18 protein-coding genes and 1 pseudogene are annotated in these 19858 nt (G+C 33.5%); 5 read left to right on the forward strand and 14 right to left on the reverse strand.

Going from position 1 to position 19858, the window contains the following annotated elements:
• Positions 1–138: 138 nt before the first annotated feature.
• Genes COE53_RS19650 through COE53_RS19660 form a run of 3 tightly spaced genes read right to left on the reverse strand, consistent with a single transcriptional unit; the run spans position 139 to position 3683 of the window.
• Complete coding sequence (locus COE53_RS19650; protein WP_098948582.1) at positions 139–1230, reverse strand: Ger(x)C family spore germination protein; 1092 nt, start codon at positions 1228–1230, stop codon at positions 139–141.
• Positions 1227–2318 carry a GerAB/ArcD/ProY family transporter gene (locus tag COE53_RS19655; protein WP_098948583.1) on the reverse strand — a complete coding sequence of 364 codons (1092 nt, stop codon included), beginning with the start codon at positions 2316–2318 and terminating at the stop codon, positions 1227–1229. Before COE53_RS19655 ends, COE53_RS19650 begins: the two co-directional genes overlap by 4 nt.
• Complete coding sequence (locus COE53_RS19660) at positions 2319–3683, reverse strand: spore germination protein (protein WP_098948584.1); 1365 nt, start codon at positions 3681–3683, stop codon at positions 2319–2321.
• 895 nt (positions 3684–4578) lie between these two features.
• On the opposite strand from COE53_RS19660, the gene COE53_RS19665 reads away from it, so the two are divergent.
• From COE53_RS19665 to COE53_RS19685, 5 genes and pseudogenes are all read left to right on the forward strand, one after another.
• On the forward strand, positions 4579–5130 hold the full coding sequence (locus COE53_RS19665) for a DUF3231 family protein (RefSeq protein ID WP_025568755.1): 552 nt from the start codon (positions 4579–4581) through the stop codon (positions 5128–5130).
• A gap of 431 nt (positions 5131–5561) precedes the next feature.
• On the forward strand, positions 5562–6221 hold the full coding sequence (locus COE53_RS19670) for a hypothetical protein (protein WP_025568756.1): 660 nt from the start codon (positions 5562–5564) through the stop codon (positions 6219–6221).
• A 116-nt stretch (positions 6222–6337) separates the two neighbouring features.
• A pseudogene (locus tag COE53_RS19675) lies at positions 6338–6590 on the forward strand (transposase); the annotation flags it as partial.
• Positions 6591–7036: 446 nt separating this feature from the next.
• A complete protein-coding gene (locus COE53_RS19680) occupies positions 7037–7378 on the forward strand; it encodes a hypothetical protein (protein WP_025568757.1) in 342 nt (113 codons plus the stop codon).
• A gap of 495 nt (positions 7379–7873) precedes the next feature.
• Entirely contained in the window at positions 7874–8320 is a 447-nt protein-coding gene (locus tag COE53_RS19685) for a YndM family protein (protein ID WP_025568758.1), read from the forward strand.
• A 131-nt stretch (positions 8321–8451) separates the two neighbouring features.
• Here the strand turns inward: COE53_RS19685 and COE53_RS19690 are convergent, their stop codons facing one another.
• From COE53_RS19690 to COE53_RS19740, 11 genes are all read right to left on the reverse strand, one after another.
• On the reverse strand, positions 8452–9216 hold the full coding sequence (locus COE53_RS19690) for an ABC transporter permease (RefSeq protein WP_025568759.1): 765 nt from the start codon (positions 9214–9216) through the stop codon (positions 8452–8454).
• Entirely contained in the window at positions 9216–9977 is a 762-nt protein-coding gene (locus COE53_RS19695) for an ABC transporter ATP-binding protein (protein WP_098948585.1), read from the reverse strand. Before COE53_RS19695 ends, COE53_RS19690 begins: the two co-directional genes overlap by 1 nt.
• A gap of 81 nt (positions 9978–10058) precedes the next feature.
• Complete coding sequence (locus COE53_RS19700) at positions 10059–10403, reverse strand: DUF1048 domain-containing protein (RefSeq protein ID WP_098948586.1); 345 nt, start codon at positions 10401–10403, stop codon at positions 10059–10061.
• 18 nt (positions 10404–10421) lie between these two features.
• The gene (locus tag COE53_RS19705) at positions 10422–10799 is read right to left on the reverse strand and encodes a DUF1048 domain-containing protein (protein ID WP_069033573.1); all 378 of its coding nucleotides are present in this window, start codon (positions 10797–10799) and stop codon (positions 10422–10424) included.
• 1 nt (position 10800) lies between these two features.
• A complete protein-coding gene (locus COE53_RS19710; RefSeq protein WP_098948587.1) occupies positions 10801–11124 on the reverse strand; it encodes a PadR family transcriptional regulator in 324 nt (107 codons plus the stop codon).
• Between the two features lie 463 nt (positions 11125–11587).
• Positions 11588–11980: a YidH family protein gene (locus tag COE53_RS19715; protein WP_098948588.1), complete on the reverse strand. Its 393-nt coding sequence runs from the start codon at positions 11978–11980 to the stop codon at positions 11588–11590.
• A gap of 33 nt (positions 11981–12013) precedes the next feature.
• The gene (locus tag COE53_RS19720) at positions 12014–13285 is read right to left on the reverse strand and encodes an MFS transporter (protein WP_098948589.1); all 1272 of its coding nucleotides are present in this window, start codon (positions 13283–13285) and stop codon (positions 12014–12016) included.
• 141 nt (positions 13286–13426) lie between these two features.
• Positions 13427–15331, reverse strand: coding sequence for an alkyl/aryl-sulfatase (locus tag COE53_RS19725; RefSeq protein WP_180242459.1), 1905 nt, complete (start codon positions 15329–15331; stop codon positions 13427–13429).
• A gap of 60 nt (positions 15332–15391) precedes the next feature.
• Positions 15392–16906 (reverse strand): long-chain-fatty-acid--CoA ligase, encoded by a 1515-nt coding sequence (locus COE53_RS19730; RefSeq protein ID WP_069033567.1) that lies wholly within the window; start codon positions 16904–16906, stop codon positions 15392–15394.
• Positions 16907–17043: 137 nt separating this feature from the next.
• A complete protein-coding gene (locus tag COE53_RS19735) occupies positions 17044–18252 on the reverse strand; it encodes an iron-containing alcohol dehydrogenase (RefSeq protein WP_091021775.1) in 1209 nt (402 codons plus the stop codon).
• Between the two features lie 79 nt (positions 18253–18331).
• Positions 18332–19849, reverse strand: a complete 1518-nt coding sequence (locus tag COE53_RS19740; protein WP_069033565.1) for an aldehyde dehydrogenase family protein — start codon at positions 19847–19849, stop codon at positions 18332–18334.
• Between the last annotated feature and the right edge of the window lie 9 nt (positions 19850–19858).

The following is a 19858-nucleotide window of genomic DNA, read 5'->3' on the forward strand; positions in this document are numbered from 1 at the left end:
TGTAATTTCTTTAACTGAATCATAAATCCTAGTAAACAGATTGTCAATAAGGGAATTTAAACATTTTTTTGAGATAGCGCTTTCATTTTTATTAGAAAAAATAAAATTTTATAATTTTTTATTGCCATTAAACCGAAGTTAATACATAGTACCAGTTCCCTTTAGTATCACTTCTGATTTTACTCGAAGTTCAAGTTTTGGATAAATTTCTTCCCACTTATCTATTACTTTTTTTGTCACTCCGTATTTTGCTTGATAGTTTAACCCAAGTCCAAGTGGATCAACATTTAATTCCTGTAGACGTTCTAGAAATTTTTTTGTTCTTGAGCTCATAATGATTGATGCTTTTTTCTCATACTCTTTCAATTCTATATCTTGATGTAGTGTCTTATTAGATTCCTCAATAAATCCTTTTACCTTTATATGAACGTCTAGATATGGCTTTTTATTTTTAGGCATAACAATTTTCATGTCAGTTTTCATATTTTCAGCACTTATGTAAAATTGATTTTTTCCTTTTCCAACATTAATTAATGTTGTTACTTTGGGATTTAAGAGCTCATTAAGCATCCTTGTTTCATCACGATTTAATACTGCTTTAAATTTTGTTCCTTTAAAAACTGAGGAAGTATTAATTTTAAAGGAACTATCGAACGGTTCAATAATAGGTAAATATGGATCTATACCGTTTTCTATCAATCGCATATAATAATCATTAAGTATCTCTGACATTACATATGGTGACCTATTTGTTTCTTCATTAAAAGCTAACACAACAGCGTTACCCGCTAATCTCTCTGATTTAACCCTCCATGATAAAGCTTCTTTTGCAGAAGGTTCTCCTACAGCTACATAAGCAACACCTTGAATATCTGGCCGTTTAATAAACCACTTCATCAAATCAATTTGGTTTTCACCTAGTAGCTCTTTATCGATAACGATTACCCTACATTGAGCAAAATCTAATTTTTTATCTACTAAAGATTGGATTATTCTAATGGCCTCAGAAACTGAAGTTGATTTTTGAGAAATAATTTGAAAATTAGACCTTCCCGCTCCAATTTGTGCTGATGGGATGGCTAATTTCACTGACACAAGGTAGACGCCATTTTCATCTGTATGATCGATTCCTATCGCTACGACAAAAAAACGTTTATCAACATCGAGTAATTGGCAACCAGACATACAACTTAATTCCATAATTAACAACAACGTTAAAATACGGTTCATGCTCTTTGCCTCCGTGATAAGAAAAAAATTAACACTACTAATATGCCTTCAGCAGGAAAACGGATATTTTGCCATATTTTAATCAGATCAAATAATTCTCTTTCGTTCGTAAATGTCTGCAGTGTCATCGTAACGGCTCCAAAAAATAGAAAGATCATATATCCATAAAATTTCCTTTTTTTAGCAGGTTTCAAATTATAATTAAAAAACATTCCTTCAAATAGTTTTAAACCAACATGCCATGTTAATATGCTAAATAATAGTGACATCAAAAGGAATATATAAAGCATCAAATATAGCACTCTTTCGATAAACCCGTATTCCATTCTTAGAGAATCCGTTATGAAGACCCAAGGAAACACTACATCATTAATCCCTTTAACACCTAAAAAAGCAATTGGGACGAAAAATGTAAAACTAATTACAACGAATCCGATTAAAGGTAAAATCCACAGAAATTTAACAACCTTTTTCGTTTCAAGATAACGATTAATGATAGCTAGATTTATATAGCCTGTAAAAAAATAAGTAGCAGCTGAAATAGAACTATAGTTAGGCATTTGCCAAAAATAATGGAGTATTCTTTTAATATGGACGAAATAAAAATATTTGCTTGCCATGGCTTTATAAACGATAAAAAAAACAACTGGAGTAGCTACAAGTACCATTATTTCAATAACGTTGAGGATTGATTTTGTATAACAATTTGCTCCATAAATAACAATAACTAAAAAAAAAGCTAAAACATATCCCATATTTAACTCAGTATTTAAATACAGTACAGTAATATATGTGAAAGAAATTAAAACAAATGCCCCTGCAGCCAACCACATTACGCCTAAAAATGCTAAGTAAATGTTTTTAACAAGTTTAGGTAGTCTATTGTTAAAAATTTCGGGCAATCCTTTATTAGGAAATTTACTTATTCCGATCGTAAACAAATAAATAAATATTCCACCAATCAAAACACTTAACACCATAGATATAAGAGACCCATTAAAACGCTCGCCAATTAAAATCATTGGTACATTGATAATAATATTCAACATCATTGTTAGCAGTACAGTATAGTAAAAGTGACGGGTCAACTAGCTTTGCCCCCCCTTTGGGTTCTCAGTTATCGTTTCAATTTTATCGGAAGATCCCCATTCAATCGCTAAAAAAGGAGTCCCAAAGCTTCGCTTATTAGCAAAATAACAGATAAGTACAAGCATACCTCCAACTAATCCGACTAACCCAAATAGAGTTGCTAATATAATCAGTGGGTATCTAATACATCGAATTGAGAAACTCATTGCACTGATTGGGATCGTAAAATTAGAAATGGCAACAAATGCAGTAATAATAATCATGATGGAACTTACAAGTTGTGCTTGTTGTGCAGCTTGACCAAGTATAAGTCCACCAACAGTCGTAGCAGTTGGGCCAATTACTCGTGGTAGTCTAATACTAGCTTCAATTAACATTTCAACAGCTAACATCATAAAAAGCACTTCAAAAAATGATGGATAAGGAACTCCTGCCCTACTACCTGCAATCGTCAAAGTAAGTTGGGACCTTAATATTTCCGGGTTATACGAGGTAATTGCAATATAAAAAGCAGGTAACACCAATGTTATAATAAGGGCAATATATCTTATTGATTGCAAAAGTTTTTTTATCCAGAAAGAATGATATAAGTCATCCATTGAAGCTATAAAATCAAAAAATACAGAAGGCGTAATCAAAGTAAATGGCGTTCCATCCATAGCAACAATAACCTTACCTTGGGCAAGATTTGAAACAGTTCGATCAGGTCTTTCTGTTATCATCATGGTAGGAAATAAATGAATCTTTTTATCAGAAAGTATCCTTTCTAATTGACCAGCTGCTTGTATTACATCCATCTTTACCCTCTTAAGACGACTTTTTAATTCATCAATTACCTTTTTATCTGCATAATTAGAATCATAAAGTATTGCTATATTTGTTTTTGAGATTGTTCCAACTGTTTGATACTCAATGCTTAATTTATTGGAAGGATATCTTTTACGAATTATCGCTATATTTGTACTGAGGTCATGTGAAAAAGCTTTTTGTGGTCCTTGAACTGATGTTTCTACTGCAGATTCTACAGATTCAGTATTCATAGCACGCATTGCATTAAAAGCATATATCCCATTTGATATGAAAATTAACACGTTACCAGAAATTATATATTCCCCTAAATACCTTTTGTTTTGAATCGACTCACAATTAGATAGGGAGAGTATGTGTAACAGAAATTTACTTTCTTTATCACAAAGCATAAGTGGTTGGATGATATCAGTTTTAATTTTATCCGCGTCACATAGATCTTGAAGATAGATCAAACAAATTTGTTGTTCATAATATTCAAATGAATGGATAATTAAATCTTTTGCTCCCTCAAATTCTTGCTTAAGAGCATTTATTACTGCCAATTGACTTCTCAACTTATGCTACCCTCCTTCTATTTCTTTTCATATTTTTTTAGTATGTCAAATTAAAGCTTATCCATTCTATGCAAATTCCTTTTTTTCTCTTTCTTTGACAGATCAAAAATAGCTATTTTTCTTTTGGCTTACTGACTTAGACCTTATGAGTATGTTAATTTCAGATTCTTGATTTTTACTTGCTCATGAACCCTCTATGAGGAACTATATTTCGGATTCCTGCTCTTTTACTTACTCATCAACCCTTTATGAGGAACTATATTTCGGATTCATATTTCGGATTCTTGCTCTTTTACTTACTCATGAACCCTTTATGAGGAACTATATTTCGGATTCCTGCTCTTTTACTTACTCATGAACCTTCTATGAGGAACTATTTTTCGGATTCCTGCTCTTTTACTTACTCATGAACCCTCTATGAGGAACTAAATTATGGATTCCTGCTCTTTTACTGACTCATGAACCCTTTATGAGTGACTATATTTCGTATTCCAGCTCCTTAACTTACTCATGAACCCTTTATGAGGAACTATATTTCGTATTCCAGCTCCTTTACTTACTCATGAACCCTTTATGAGGAACTATATTTCGGATTCTTGCTCTTTTACTTACTCATCAACCCTTAGTGTATGAAAGAAGCATATTTCAAAAAAAAACCCAACGAATCGTTGGGTTTTTACAATACTTATAAATTATTAATTTCATTAGCAGTACGAACTCCTGCTTCAATTGCCCCTTTATATGTCGATTAAAAGGATTGATATTCCCATCATTTTCAAAGAACACACTGTCATTCCTTTGAGTGCAAGCCCATAACTCCTATAAATTATGAGTATAAAATCCTCGAATGGTTCAATAATAATTTTCGTACCTATCTCTTTAAAAGGAGTTTAGTATGAATTTATTTGAGAAGGGAAGTAAATTTATAATGGGAGTATTAAGTGGAAATCCACAAAATGAACCTTTACATTATGGAGAAGTTTATGGTCTATGGAGTCACCTATCAGCTACTAAAGCTGGTGTAGATACTTACCAAGTTTATATTAACCATACTGGTGATGAAGAGTTAAAAGCATTTTTAAAACAAGTAATTGAAAATTCAATGAAACCTGCAATTAAAGAAGTTGAAGAAGTACTTCTACATAATGATATTGCAGTACCTCCTACTCCATCAGAACGACCAGATGCCGATTTGGAACAAATTCCAGCTGGAGCTAGATTTCAAGATGCTCAAATCGCTTACATGGTTGCTGCTGAAATAGCTGCTGGAGTTACATCTAACGCTGCATTAATGAGTCAATCAATTCGCGAAGATATTGGTACTATGTTTGCAAGTTTTGGTGCTAAAAAAGCGAAAGATGGTGCAGCACTACTACAAATCATGAAAACAAAAGGCTGGTTAGTTCCACCACCTCTTCACCTTGAAACAAAGCAACAACAACATTAAAAAAATTGTCCACCTATCATTAATTAGGTGGACTTTTTTTATTTTCTAGCTAAGAGATAGACTGAGTAGCATGCACAGTTGTTCCATACACATGTACCTACACAACCTTTTTTGTACGACTTATATATTTTCGAAAAAATCCATCCTAATATAATTCCAACAAATCAAAGACCTTATTTGGATTTTGTTTAAACTTCACAAAACTTTCTTATTTTAGAATAATTTAACAATTGTTTTAGGTTACTATTAAATTAACTTATTGGTTAAGTCAATAAGTCTGTAATCTAAATTAAAAGAGGATTTTTTTGAAAAAGTTAGTTGGTATTGGTACTTTGTCTGCATTCTTTCTTTCTAGTTTTGGTCTACATTCTATTGTTAAGGCTGCTTATTGTGGAAAAGTCTCTTTAAAACAATACAAAGGAGAGTAGTGTATGAAGAAAAAATTAATTGCAATAATAACAATTTTATTTATTGGAACAATGCCTTTTGCAGCAAACGCTGAAGAAAATTCAAATGATCTTGTTAAAGAGGAAAAAGCAACGACAACTATCTTTGACGAAATTCAAAGTGAAATTAATTTTTCTTTAGAAAATGATATTGAAGAAAGTAAAACAATATATACTCAACCTATTGAGATTGGTGAGGGTGTTGATTTAATGTCAACAGAGACAATTGTGTATAATGAAGACGGAACTGTAAAAGGAAGCTATCGTGTGGAAGTTCAACCGGAATTGAAAGAAAATATTAAAACTTCTAGAGCTGTAATTAATACTGGTGGTTATAATTGGAAATATGTGAACACGAAATATTCAGATACATATTTAGAACATACAATTAAGGGACCTATACAAGCTTTATTAGCATTTGGAACACCATACTTACCAACAAAGCCTCAACAAGCTTTTGCTGGAGGATTATCAGCTTATATAGGTCTATACGCTAGTCCTAAGCTCTATTATTTTAAATCTGTTTTGTACACTGATTATGATGCAGTAAATAATTATTACAAGTTAGTTGTATATACTTATAAAGATAAAGGGCGAACTAAGTTAGAATCTACAAAAACTATAATAACTAAATCAGCAAGGTAAAATAAAGTCTCCTAAAGTAGACTTCAGACTGTAGTCGAACTCGATGAAAATCGAGTTTGCCTACAGTCTTTTTTGTTTTAAAATAGAATTAGTAAAATTTTCTTGAGGTGAGATACATGCTTTCAAAACATCATTCAATTCAAAGAGATCAATTGGAAATGATCGCGCTCGACCAACTTGTACTCGATAATCACTTAGTCCCGTAAAATAGAACCATCAATTGATTTATCTTTTATTTATGATTTATTGAAAGACATGTATTCTCCTGTTGAACGCCCAAGCATTGATCCAGTTATTTTAATTAAGCTAACTTTAATCCAGTATACTTTTGGCATTTGCTCTATGCAAAAAACAATTGAAGAAGTGAAGCAATTTGCCTACTCTTTTCACGCATGGAGTGGCCCAAAAACAGCATAAATAAGAAGATAGAGGAGTCTATTCTCATTCAAAATATAAAAAAAATGACAAAAGAGGTTCGGAATAAGAGCATTCCGAGCTCCTTTTGTCGACAATCTGAAGTCCCTAAAGGAGACTTTATTTTTTATAATATTGATCAATACGGTGTGTTAAATATAGAATTAAAATAATTATGATAAAAAAATATGTAATTTTTATATAAATATTTAAACTTATAGAACTTAAAGAAAAAATAAGCAAAGTAAGAATAGCACTTAAAATAAATTTTAAAATGTTTTTCATATTACACCTTTCTTTTAAATAATATGCCTAAAGCTTAACTTAGTTTAATACCTTTGTAAAAAAATCTAAGATAAGGAGTTTTATAATGAAAAAATTTATTAAAATAAAAATGTTTTATGACTATCTTTGTTTTATTAATTTTAGTTAGTGGTTGTAACTCAAATGATCAAAATCATAGCTTAAGAGGAACATATGTAAGTAAGGATTTACCTCGAATTACGATGGTATTTGATCAAGAAGATGACAATAAATTTTACTATTATGACCATGATTTACCGGAAAATCAAAGAGTAGATAAAGGGAATTACTCAAAAAAATCAAATTCAAACTATGTAATAAAAAATACTAATTTTAAAGAAACAGAGATCACTTTTAAGCAAGATGGATTCACGGTTACTATCAACGGAAATAAATATTATTTCCAACAAATTAGTAGCTTACCAACTATTCAGAAGTAGCTGTTTAAAAGTGCAAATCAAAAATGATAGCTAAACTACTCCTAAAATGGTTTATTACATTAGCATATTTGATAAATCTAATTTGGATAAAAATGGTATAATACGTATTGTCGCTAAAAGAGCAATTCATTATGAGTTGCTCTTTTTTTGTCAATTTTTATTGACAGTGGAGCGTAATAGATTAAGTTGTTCTTGTGAAGAATACCGTGTACGACCAACGGAAACTTGGTGCGGTTTAAATCTTATCTGACTTATCCCAATTTCTAAGAGTTTTTTGTTCTTCCTATTCTTTGAGCATACTTTCCTATTGAATACAATCACAAACGTCTTCTCATAATTATCAAACCATAAAAGCGATAAAGGATGTTTAAAATATTATGACGATTTTATGAATTTGACTTATCGGCAGTATATATATTTTTTTACTCGACCATATAAAATAAAAAAGAATATATGTGAAATAAATTTCTCATAATAAGTTCAGGAGGGATTTTTATGAAGCATATAAAAGCATTTATCATTAAATTTATTGCTTGTCTTGCATTATTATATATAATTTTGGGTCTTGGGTACGATATGGCATTTAGAAATGTATTTCTGATATCGTTAGTCTTAGGAGTAATCGCATATATCGTTGGTGATCTATTGATCTTACCCAAAACAAATAATACGATAGCAACAATAGCGGATGCAGGACTAGCATACTTAATTATTTGGTATATGGGATCAAAGTTAACATATGGTGGTAGTATGGTAACTCCAGCTTTAATTTCCGCAATTGGCATAGCTTTGTTTGAAATCTTTTTTCATAAATATGTTTATCATAATGTTATTAAAAATACAGAGCATCGAGAGAATGTATCAACTGGAAATTTACGTTATCAAACCGAGGCATCAGAAGAATTGACTCCTGATATACAAGACGAAAAAATTAAAAAATAATTACTGTATTATAAAGGTCTTAAAAAAATTAGTAAGAGAAACTTAAGTTTCTCTTATTTATTTTCTATCTTACTAATGTATATCCAAAAAAAGTACAGACTGAAAGAATTCCCCACCCTGTACTCGTCATTTTATTTCATTCGTTTTTTATATACCTTCATCGAAATCAGATAAAACAAAATCCCAATTCCCACTAACCAGAACACTGCTGTTAAAATCGCACCATAGTCCGGCTGCCCAGCTAAAAGGGAACGTACACTTTCGGCAATTGGTGTCATTGGCTGATTTTCTGCAAAAGCTCGAAGTTTGCTACCCATATTATTTGTTGGAACAAAGGCAGAACTTACAAACATTAAGCCCATAAGTAGATAAGAGAACACGCTCGCACCTTCATACGATTTTGACATTAAACCACATGCTACTGCAATCCAAGTGAAAGAAAAAACGGTAAGCAGGATCATACCAACAGCTAATAACCATTCCACAAAGTTAGCATGAGGACGGAATCCCATGATAAAAGAAATGAGAATCACCGCAGCAACTGATAATAAGTTTAATAATAATGTTGAGATGACATGCCCTCCCAATATGGATGATTTGGCGATTGGCATGGAATGGAATCGATCAAAGATTCCTCTAGTCATGTCAGTATTCACTCGAACTGCTGTATAGGAAATCCCCATTCCAATACACATAAGCAACACACCTGGAACGATAAAATTCACATAATCTACTTTATCCATCGTCATGGCACTACCGAAAATATAAACAAAAGCAAGCATAAGCATAATCGGCATAAGAATCGTTGTGATAATTGTATCAATACTTCTAAGTGAATGCTTCATTACCCGACTACTCATTGTAATAGTATCACTAAAAAAATGGTTTCCACTCATTATGATTCTCCTTTCTTTCCGGTAACAGCGAGGAAAATTTCCTCAAGGTTCGGCTGTTTTTCTACGTATTCCACTTTTTTAGGTGGAAGAATTGCTTTTAATTCATTCAATGTACCTTGAATGAGTATCTTTCCTTCATGTAAAATTGCAATGCGGTCAGCTAGTTGTTCGGCTTCTTCTAAATACTGGGTAGTGAGAAAAACGGTAATACCTGCTTTCGCCATATCACGAATCACTTCCCACAAAGCTAACCGAGCTTCCGGGTCAAGTCCAACAGAAGGCTCATCAAGAAAAACAAGTTCAGGTGACCCGAGTACTGTCATTGCTAAATCCAATCGTCGTTTCATACCGCCTGAATAAGTAGCAAGAGCTTGATTACCAGCTTCAACTAAATCAAAACGGTGTAGACTTTCTTCCACAGCTTCGTTCCGATTAGGCAAGTGGCGAAGTTTTGCTACTAGATCAAGATTTTCGCGCCCTGTCAAAATATCATCTACTGCAACGTTTTGTCCGGTTAGACTGATTTTCTCACGTACTTGTTGTGGGTTCGTTTGAAGGTTGGCATTACAGACTTCTATTTCCCCTTTATCTGCCTGCAGTAAAGTAGTTAGAATTTTAATAATAGTTGTTTTACCAGCACCATTAGACCCGAGTAAAGCGAAGACACTGCCTTTCTTTACTTCAAATTCCACGCCTTTTAATACTGGGACATTTTTGTATGATTTTTCAAGCCCTTTCACTGAAATTGCTGTATTGCTCATAATCATTTTCCCTCCCATATATAAAGTTGAAGGCGCGTGTCACTGCTGGTAGCGCCTGCAACTGTTTTTGTAAAAATCAAGCTATTTTTTCTTACCCACACGATCTAGAACGCTTTTGTTCAAATTATTGCGTAACTTATCATCCCATCTTTTCGCTTGGTCAGTAAGTCCATTAGCAAATGCAGTCAAGTCTTCACCTGTCACTTCCAAGACGTCTTTTCCCTCTGCCGCACCTTCTTCAAACAAATCAATTAGATCGTACTGGATTCTTAACATCTCCATGCCACTTCCGGAGGCGAAACTCCACATATAATTGCAGATCTTTTTATATACCTCTGGGTAGTCTCCTGGCAAAGCTTCAACACGCGCCATCATTTCTTTGTATTCTTTTTTGTCATCAAGTATCTTTTTGATAAAATTTATCATGATCTTTATCCCCCTACTTTATTTTTTATTCGTCCATATTTTTACTTGCTGTTCAACTCTACTCTCGATGTCTTTTTTCATATCTACTTGCCCACCTAATATACTCGCCGGTTCTTCACCTAGTTTTGATGCAGCCATTAATTCGTCAGCAAATGCCGCAACGTCTTCACCAGTAACATCTAACACATGCATACCTTCTGCTGAACTAGCTTCAAACAGTTCATACAAATTGATAATTTCTTCACCAAATCCATATCCGAAATTCCACATGTACTTTTGAATCTTTTTGAACACAAAAGCGTAATCTTTCGGTAGGGAATTTACTTTTTTCATAAATGCTTTGTATTCCTTCTTGCTTTCTAAATCGCCAATGATTAGCTCTATAAATTTCTTCATATTACTTCTCCCCTTTTAAGCTATTTATTTTTGATGAAACAAAATCCCATTTTTTCCAAAATTGGTGTAATTCCTCATGCCCAGCTTCGGTTAATGAATAAAACTTTCGAGGTGGGCCCATTTCAGAACGTTTTTTCTCAATATTTACTAACTCTTTCTTTTCCAGCCTGATCAGAATCGTGTAGACTGTACCTTCGACAACCTCTGTAAAACCTAAATCATTAAGGAGACGAGTAATCTCATAGCCATAAGTATCACCTCGACTAATGATTTCAAGTACACAACCTTCTAATGAACCTTTGAGCATTTCTGTTAAATTTTCCATGGTATACACCTCCTTTAACATTGGTTAAAATAATTTTGGTCAATTATTAGAGGTAAGCTGTAACGATAAATAGCGGAGCAAAAAATATTGATATGGATACCACCTCTCAGCTATTTAGTAATACAGATATTCAGTATCACTTAGTACTTGGTAAAAAAATATCTAAATAGCCTATGGATCAAGTTTTTCTTATGATAACTTTTACATGAACTCTTTCCAGCTATTTAGCATGACTGATATTCAGTGTTACTTAGTAATAGTATATTGTATTACTAAGTAGCGAAAATGTGAACCGTTTTATAAAAAAATTTTATAAACATTTTCAACTATTAAGTATCACATATATTCAGTATTACTTAGTACCAATACATAGTAACACTAAGTAGTGAAAGTATCAAGTCGTTAACAAAAAAAGTGAATTTTTTTTTCGACTAAAAGAAGGCCCGTTTTAACAGACCTTCTACTAGTAAAACGATCCCCAAACATCTAAATAATAAGCACCAAATATAAGAAAAATGAGAATTAAGGCGATTGATAGATAAACAACCAAAATTCTAGAAAATCTAAAAGTTTGTTTATTAATATCATTTCCTTTTATAAAATAACTTATTGTTGAAATGATCAAGGCAAATATTCCAACAATAATCGAAGATAACCCAATAATCTTTGATAAAATATCTCCCATTTTTCCATTAGAAGCCATCGTTGAAAAATGAAGATTAGTGATTAAAAAGCCGACTCCCATTATCGTTATGCTTGTTCTTACCCATGCAAGATATGTTCTTTCATTTGCTAAATGCTGTTGTATATATTTAGAATCAATTGTTTCAAAATCTTTTTCTAGCGCATTATTCATATTCGTACCTCTGATTTAGTTATTTCCTAATCCTTAAAGGTTTACCAGCTTGTTTCCGTTTTCAGTTGAATCTTGTTGTTTTCGGTTTCCAAAAAGGAATGCTAAAAATGCTGCAATTACCATAGCAATTGAGATTCCAAAAACTGCAATGCTATAACCGCCTGCTGTATTTGCTCCCATATTTTGTATAAGCTTCCCAAAAATAATTGGGGTAATTATACCCGATGAAGTCATTATTCCAAAATATGTTCCTGCTATAACCCCTCTGCGGTGTGGGAGTATACTAACCACAATAGCCGGGCAAAGTGTGTTTACTGTAGCAACCATTGTATTTACTAATGATAGTAGGATAATTATTGAAACTACCCCATTCATAAGTGGGTATAAAGAATACAATATTCCTGCCATTAAAACACTAATAATAGAAAATAAAATGCGAGATTTCCATATATTTTGTGCCTTTTTATATAAACGATCTGAGAATATTGATAGTCCGATCGCTGAAATGGCCCCAATTAATCCAGAGACAGCAATAACTAAAGCAGACTGTTGTTCAGATAACCCTTTTACTTTTATTAGGTAAGATGGATTGAAAGTAAGCCCAAAGACAATGAACGAATAGGCAATAAATGCAATTAACGTCGTAAGTATAAATTTAGGAGAGCTTAAAGCTTTCCATATCTCTTTCCTGTTATTCTTTGTATTGTTATCATTCGTACTTAATTCTTCTTGAATAGAAACTGATGGTTTCATACTTCCTAACCATAACCAACAAACAAACCATAGAAAGCTACAAATACCAGAAATAAAAAATGCTTGTCTCCAACCATAATTTGAAATTAAAGTAACTAAAATAGGAGCTGATACAGCTATCCCAACAACATTTCCAAAACTAATGATCGATATTGCGAATCCACGCGATTCAGGTTTAAACCATTTACTAAGATGACTAATGGCAGTTGCCATAAATGCGCCTTCTCCCACACCTAATAAAACTCTACTTAAGATTAGAACCGGTAGGCTTGATGCAAACAAAGCCATGGATTGTGCGATTGTCCATACAATCGCCATAATAGCTATTGATTTTCCAGTACCTATGCGATCTGAAAAAGAGCCACCTACTATTCCAAATATTGAAAATAACCAATAAAAACTACTACCTAAGATACCAAACTCTGTAGTAGTTAAGTTCAAGTCATCGGTAATATGTATATTAGCTAAACCCAAGATTGATTTGTCAGCAAAATTAATAATAGCCATTAGAAAAAGTGCAGATAAAATAAACCATTTCGCCCAACTTTTCATCCAAGTTCCTGCCTCTCGTAAAATTCAAAGCTTTTTTCAATTAAAAGGATTACATTCAGACTTTTTGAAAAGAGCACCTGCTAGTCTTTTTTATGCTAAGCATAATTAAGCAGGTGCTTATTTTTCATTTTTCACTATTATTTAGGGAATGACGATATTCATATAACGATCGAATTCATCTAAAAGTGATAAAAATTCATTCATTTTTGTATGGTTACCTGAAATATTTATTTTACCTACAGCTACTCCTTGTTCTATTGAGAGTAAACCTAGAACAATTCCGTAAAATGTCATTTGATCAATTACTAAAGAAACATCTGCTTTAACAGCTAATTTATTTTCTTTAAAAAACAAAACAGAGTTCTCTAAACAAATCGTATATTCTTTGTTAGTGTTTGATAATGTTATATTGATTGTTATTTTTTTACCTTCTGCTTTTGGACCATTTAATTTAACAGCTACTAGTTTTAAGAATTCATTTACTGGCATATTTTTTATAACTTCAGATACATCTAATGGAGAATTATCTTTATAAATTCCATTTCTTAGTTCAAAAGCGCCAACAAGATAAATATTGCGCCAATTAGCTGACTCTGCTTGATATCCTAATTGTTCAAATGTATCAGCTAATAGATTTTTAGCTTCTGAATTTTCTGGTTCAGCCATTACGACGTGTTTTAACACTTGAGCTACCCAGCGATATTCACCATTTTCAAAGTCAACTTTAGCTTGTCCCAAAACATTTGCTGCTCCGCCCATATATTCTACATATTTTCGACCTGCTTCCACTTGCGGCAATGGATCTAAATCGGAAGGATTAGCACTATAAAAGCCTAAATAATAATTGTAGACACCTTTTGAATTATGCTTTAACGTACCATAATATCCACGATTACCCCAATATGTATCTAATTCTTTTGGAAGTTTAATCGTCTCGGCTATTTCATCCATTGTATAACCGAGATTTGCTAAACGCACTGTCTGATCGTGCATATATTTATATAAATCACGTTGAAGTTTTAAATGTTCTATTACATTATTTTTCTCCCAAACTGGCCAAGCATGAATCATCAGTAATGCATCGATATCTTCTGTTTCAAATAGATCGATTGTTTTATCGAGAGCATTCGCCCAAAGTAAAGCATCTCGGGTTTTTGCACCTCGTACTGTATAAATTTGATGCATCAATTTATTTGCGTTCTCAGATACGAATAATACTTTGTAATCTCTAATATAAAAATGCATTTCAGCTGGTGCTTCAGTGTTTGGCGTTAATAAAAATTTAAATGTTACACCATCGATTTCCATTAATTGGATTTCGTTTTCTATTTCAACATTTGGTAACACAAAACTTGTCTTACCTGATGTCATTGTGGGCCCAATACCTACAGATACAGAGCCTTGTGCGCCATCTGATAAATTTTTACCAAACTGATACTCTGCCCTACGCGTCATGATCGTACCTAAAAGTACATTTTCACTTAACGCTTCATTTGTAAAATATTGAGGAACAACGATTGGGATATTTGGACTTTCTGCATATTTTAGGACTGCTTGAATACCACCAAAATGATCAGCATGACTTTGGCTTATTATTATGGCTGTTACTGGCTTTTGTGGTCTATGTTTATAATACAATTCCATTGCAGCTTCAGCAGATTCATTACTTCCTAACGCATCAACGACAATCACGCCATTTTTTCCTTCAATAAAAAAGTTAGTAACCATCGATTGTCCACGGACTTGATATACTCCTTCTACAACTTCAAACAAACCAGATATAGCCTGTAATTGCGCGTTCCTCCATAAACTCGGATTAACAGTCTCAGGTGCAGTGCCATTTAGATAGTCCAGCTGTTCTATGTCCCAAACAACTTCACCAGAATCATTTTTAATAATCTTTGTGTCTAGTGGTGCAATAAATCCTCTATTTGCATCAATGAAGTCCTGTCGATCATCAAAATTTAGAGTATTATAAACTGCTAAATTAGCATCTTTTGTAATAGAAGTTGCAGATTTTGATTGTGTTAGTACTTTATTTGTCATAAGAACCTCCATGAATTGTTAAATATAAAAAGGCTTATCAAGAATTTTTCTTTTAAACTATTAAACTTCCATTTGTTCTACATTTAAAGCTCTCTTTACTATTTTCCCTGTACTATTTTTTGGTAATTTATTCATAAATTCGATTTGTTTTGGTAGTTTGTACTTTGCTAGTTTGTCTTTGCAAAAATGCAAAATGTCATCCATCGTTATGGATTCTTCTTCAGACACAACGAAAGCTTTTACGATTTGTCCGTAATCCTTATCAGGAATTCCAATTACTGCTACTTCAACAATCGCTGGATGTTGATAAATTACTTCCTCTACTTCTCTTGGATAAACATTATAACCACCAACAATAATCATGTCCTTTATTCGATCAACAATATAGATATAACCATCGTTATCCATCTTTGCTAAGTCACCAGTATAAAACCAATCATTTTTAATGACCTTAGCTGTTTCTTCAGGCATACCAAGATACCCAATCATTACATTCGGACCTTTTACAATTAGTTCACCTATTTCTCCTCTTGGAACTTCAAATCCATTTTTATCAACAACCTTATTTAATACTCCAGGAATATTTACTCCAACAGAACCAAATTTCCTTTCCCCTTTTAACGGATTAAATGCCGTTACAGGAGCTGTTTCTGAAAGACCAAACCCTTCGATAACAATCGTCTTATATTTTTCTTCAAACCTCTGTAGTAATTCAATAGGCAATGATGCTCCACCTGAAAAACATGCACGGATCGATGTGAAATACTCAGCTGAATATTCTTTTAATTGCAATAAAAAGTTATACATCGTTGGAACACCAGCAAATAATGTCACTTGCTCATTAAAGATTGTATTCATGACTTCACTAGGACTGAATCTTGGAACAATTACTATATTTGCCCCACAAATGATTGGTGCATTTATACAGATTGACAAACAGAATACATGGAACATTGGAAGAACAGCTAAAATACGATCATTTTTGTTAAACTCCACCAATTCAACAATTGATCGGGCATTTGAAACTAAATTGCGATGAGACAACATTGCGCCTTTTGGTTTACCGGTTGTCCCAGACGTATATAAAATGACAGCAAGATCATCTTCTGTAATTAGCGGATATTCATTACCATTTGACTTCGTATCAAGCAACTTCCACCAACTAAGCTCAGCTTTGTTCGATTCCACATAGTACATTATTTCAATCTGTTTTATCTCTACTTTAAGAGTATCAATGATTGAATCCATAGTAGAATCCGCAATGACAGCCTTTGCTTCGCTGTTCGATAATATAAATAGGATTTCGTCTTTGGTAAAGATTGGATTTATAGGAATAACTACGCCACCTGCACGTAGAATCCCATAATAAGCAGTGACAAATTCCGGACAATTCCCTAATATCAAGGCTACTCTATCACCTTTTTTTACTCCATCATGTATTAATTTAGATGCTACGCATTCAACTTGAGAAAGTAATACACTATACTTAATATTTTTATTTTTAAATGTAATTGCATTATGATTTGGGAATTTCTCTGCACTTTTTTTTAAACTTTCATATAAATTCAAACTCATTACTAAGCCTCCTGAAATAGTAGGATGTAGTGTCGAGAAACAAAAAGAGCAATTGATTACTCAAGTAGTACCATCAATATGAATATAGTTGAGGCACCATCATCAATTTTGACGGTGCCCGTTAACTTTGATTAAAATCACGAAATCACTAAACCAGAGCCTACAACTTCATTTGAAATTTTCGCAATTATTTCAGGTGGTATTTTGAAGAAAATTCCACAAGGATCACTATGAACTAGTGCTACAATATACGCCATATTTTCCACATTCACCTCAAAGTCAGCAAACGTACTTGCCAGGCCAACTTTTTCGCGGAGATTACGAATGAATAACACAACTTCCGCCAGACATGCTTCTGGGCTTTCCGGTAAATTCTTTAGACCTAACGCTTCCGCAAATCCATGAATTCGTTTTAAATAATATGGTGCAAGTGATTCCATTACATTTGGCAATAGCACAGCATTTGCTAGTCCATGTGGAATTCCGAATTTTGCTCCAAATACATGTGCTAAATTGTGAACTGGAATCGCATTAACAGAAAGACTGAAAGCAGAAATTGCCATTGCACTAGCCATTAACATATTAGATCGCGATGCAAGATTTTCCCCATCATGAACAGCTGTAGACAAATTTTCTACAATCATTCGAATTGATTGAAGTGCGTATGCGTCTGTCATTGGATTCGCTTGAGGTGAAAAATAAGCTTCAATTGCATGAGTTAATGCATCAAATCCTGTAAATGCAGTAATTTTTGGTGGTAAACCAACTGTAAGTTCTGGATCTAATATCGCCATATCAGGGCTTATAAATGTGTTTAGGATATTCGTTTTAATTCCGACCTTTTCATTGAATACTACAGCGATTGGTGAAACCTCCGCTCCAGTACCAGCAGTTGTTGCAATTGCAACGTGTGGAATCGGGATATACTGAGCTTTTGGCCAAAATTCCATTACATTTCCTACAAGAAGTTCTTCACGAATGTCATGAACTTTATTATGTAGCATCCATTTAATTGCTTTTACTGTATCTAAAACACTTCCACCACCAACAGCAATTAATGCATCTCCATTACATTCTTTATAGAACTTAGCACCGCGGTTAATGATTTCACCTTTAGCATCCTGTTCTATATCCTCAAAAACACCTACTAACTGTACATCGCTAGGTATTGTCTCAAATAACTCCTTAATTTTATCTGTAATTCCTGCTTGTGTTATTCCTTTATCAACATAAAGAACAGCTCTTTTACCACCAAGGCCTTTAATCATTTCAGGTAACAAAGAGCGTGCGCCAGCTCCACTGTTTACAACTGTTCGAACTGAAAACTGAAAAAATGATGTTATCATTAGATCACCTTCTCTTTTCTATTAAAGTTTTTTAAATCGTTTTAAAATAAAACGATATCTATTTTTTAAAAAAAATTTTTTATAATAAGATGCCATACCATGGTTTTTGACTTAATTCAGGAGTAAGTGAGCAATGAACATGTTTTACTTGCGTGTACTCGTCTAATGCATATCGACCAAGCTCACGACCAAATCCACTTTGTTTATATCCTCCAAATGGTGCGTCGCTTCTTAACATATGCCAGTCATTGATCCAGACTGTTCCCGCCTTTAATTCTTTTGATATTTGAAGTGCTTTATTTACATCTTTAGACCAAATACCTGCAGCTAAGCCATAAATCGTATCATTCGCAATGTCAATCGCTTCTTCAATCGTCGAATATCGAATGACACAAAGAACAGGACCAAAGATCTCTTCTTGAGCGATTTTCATTTTATTATGTACATCCGCGAAAATCGTTGGTTCAACAAAATATCCATTATCATATCTCTTACCCGTTAAACGTTTGCCACCACAAACTAAACGAGCTCCTTCTTGGATTCCTGCATCAATATAAGATAAAACAGTTTCTAATTGTTGTTCTGAAGCCATTGGCCCCATTCCTGTCGTCATATCAAGCTGGTTTCCAATCGTAATTGAAGAAGCCAAATTCACTAAACGGTCAACTACTTCATCATAGATCGAATCATGTACTAAAAGGCGCGTACCTGATTCACATAGTTGTCCAGAGTGAAGACAGAAACCGAATAAACTACCTGGAATAACAATATCTAAATCAGCATCAGGTAATACGATCGATGGTGATTTTCCTCCTAATTCTAGAGTGACTCTTTTAACTGTTCCAGATGCTAACTCCATAATCCGTCTTCCAACTTCAGTAGATCCCGTAAATGCTACTTTATCTACTTGTGGATGAGTTGCTAGCACTTCGCCAACAGTAGCTCCAGGTCCTGAAACAACATTGAAAACTCCTGGCGGGATTCCAGCTTCAGTTGCTAATTCTGCTAGTTTCAAAGTGGAAAGAGGAGTATTTGACGCTGGTTTAACAATAATTGAATTCCCCATCGCAAGCGCAGGTGCAATTTTCCACATTGCTAACAGCATCGGTAGATTCCATGGTGTAATTGCAGCTACAACACCAACGCCTTCTCTCCATACTTGATTGTTACTAGGTCCTGGAAAAGGTAGTACTGGCAAAGATTCAACAAATGGATACTCAACTGTAAATTTCGCTGTTTGCTGAAGTAGATCTACTAAATATAGAATATCCAAATTTGAGATTCGTCTTACCGTAGCTCCCGAACTAACAGATTCCAAGAATGCAAGTTCATGAGAATGTTCAACAATTTTATTCCCAAAATTAATTAAGATTTGAGCTCTTTCTCTAGGTGATTTCTTTGACCAAACTCCTGAATCAAAGGCATTACGAGCAGAAGTAATAGCTGCTTCGGTATCTTCTCTTCCAGCTTTAGCTACTTGAGCGACAACTTCCCCTGTTGCTGGATTTTTCACACTAAACGTTTCACCACTTTTTGCAGATGTCCATTGACCATCAATATAAAGAGGAAATTCCAATAATTTTTGAGTCGTTTGCATTTAAAAACC

The sequence above is a fragment of the Bacillus sp. AFS029533 genome (assembly GCF_002585125.1).
Classification (GTDB): Bacteria; Bacillota; Bacilli; order Bacillales; family Bacillaceae_G; genus Gottfriedia; species Gottfriedia luciferensis_B.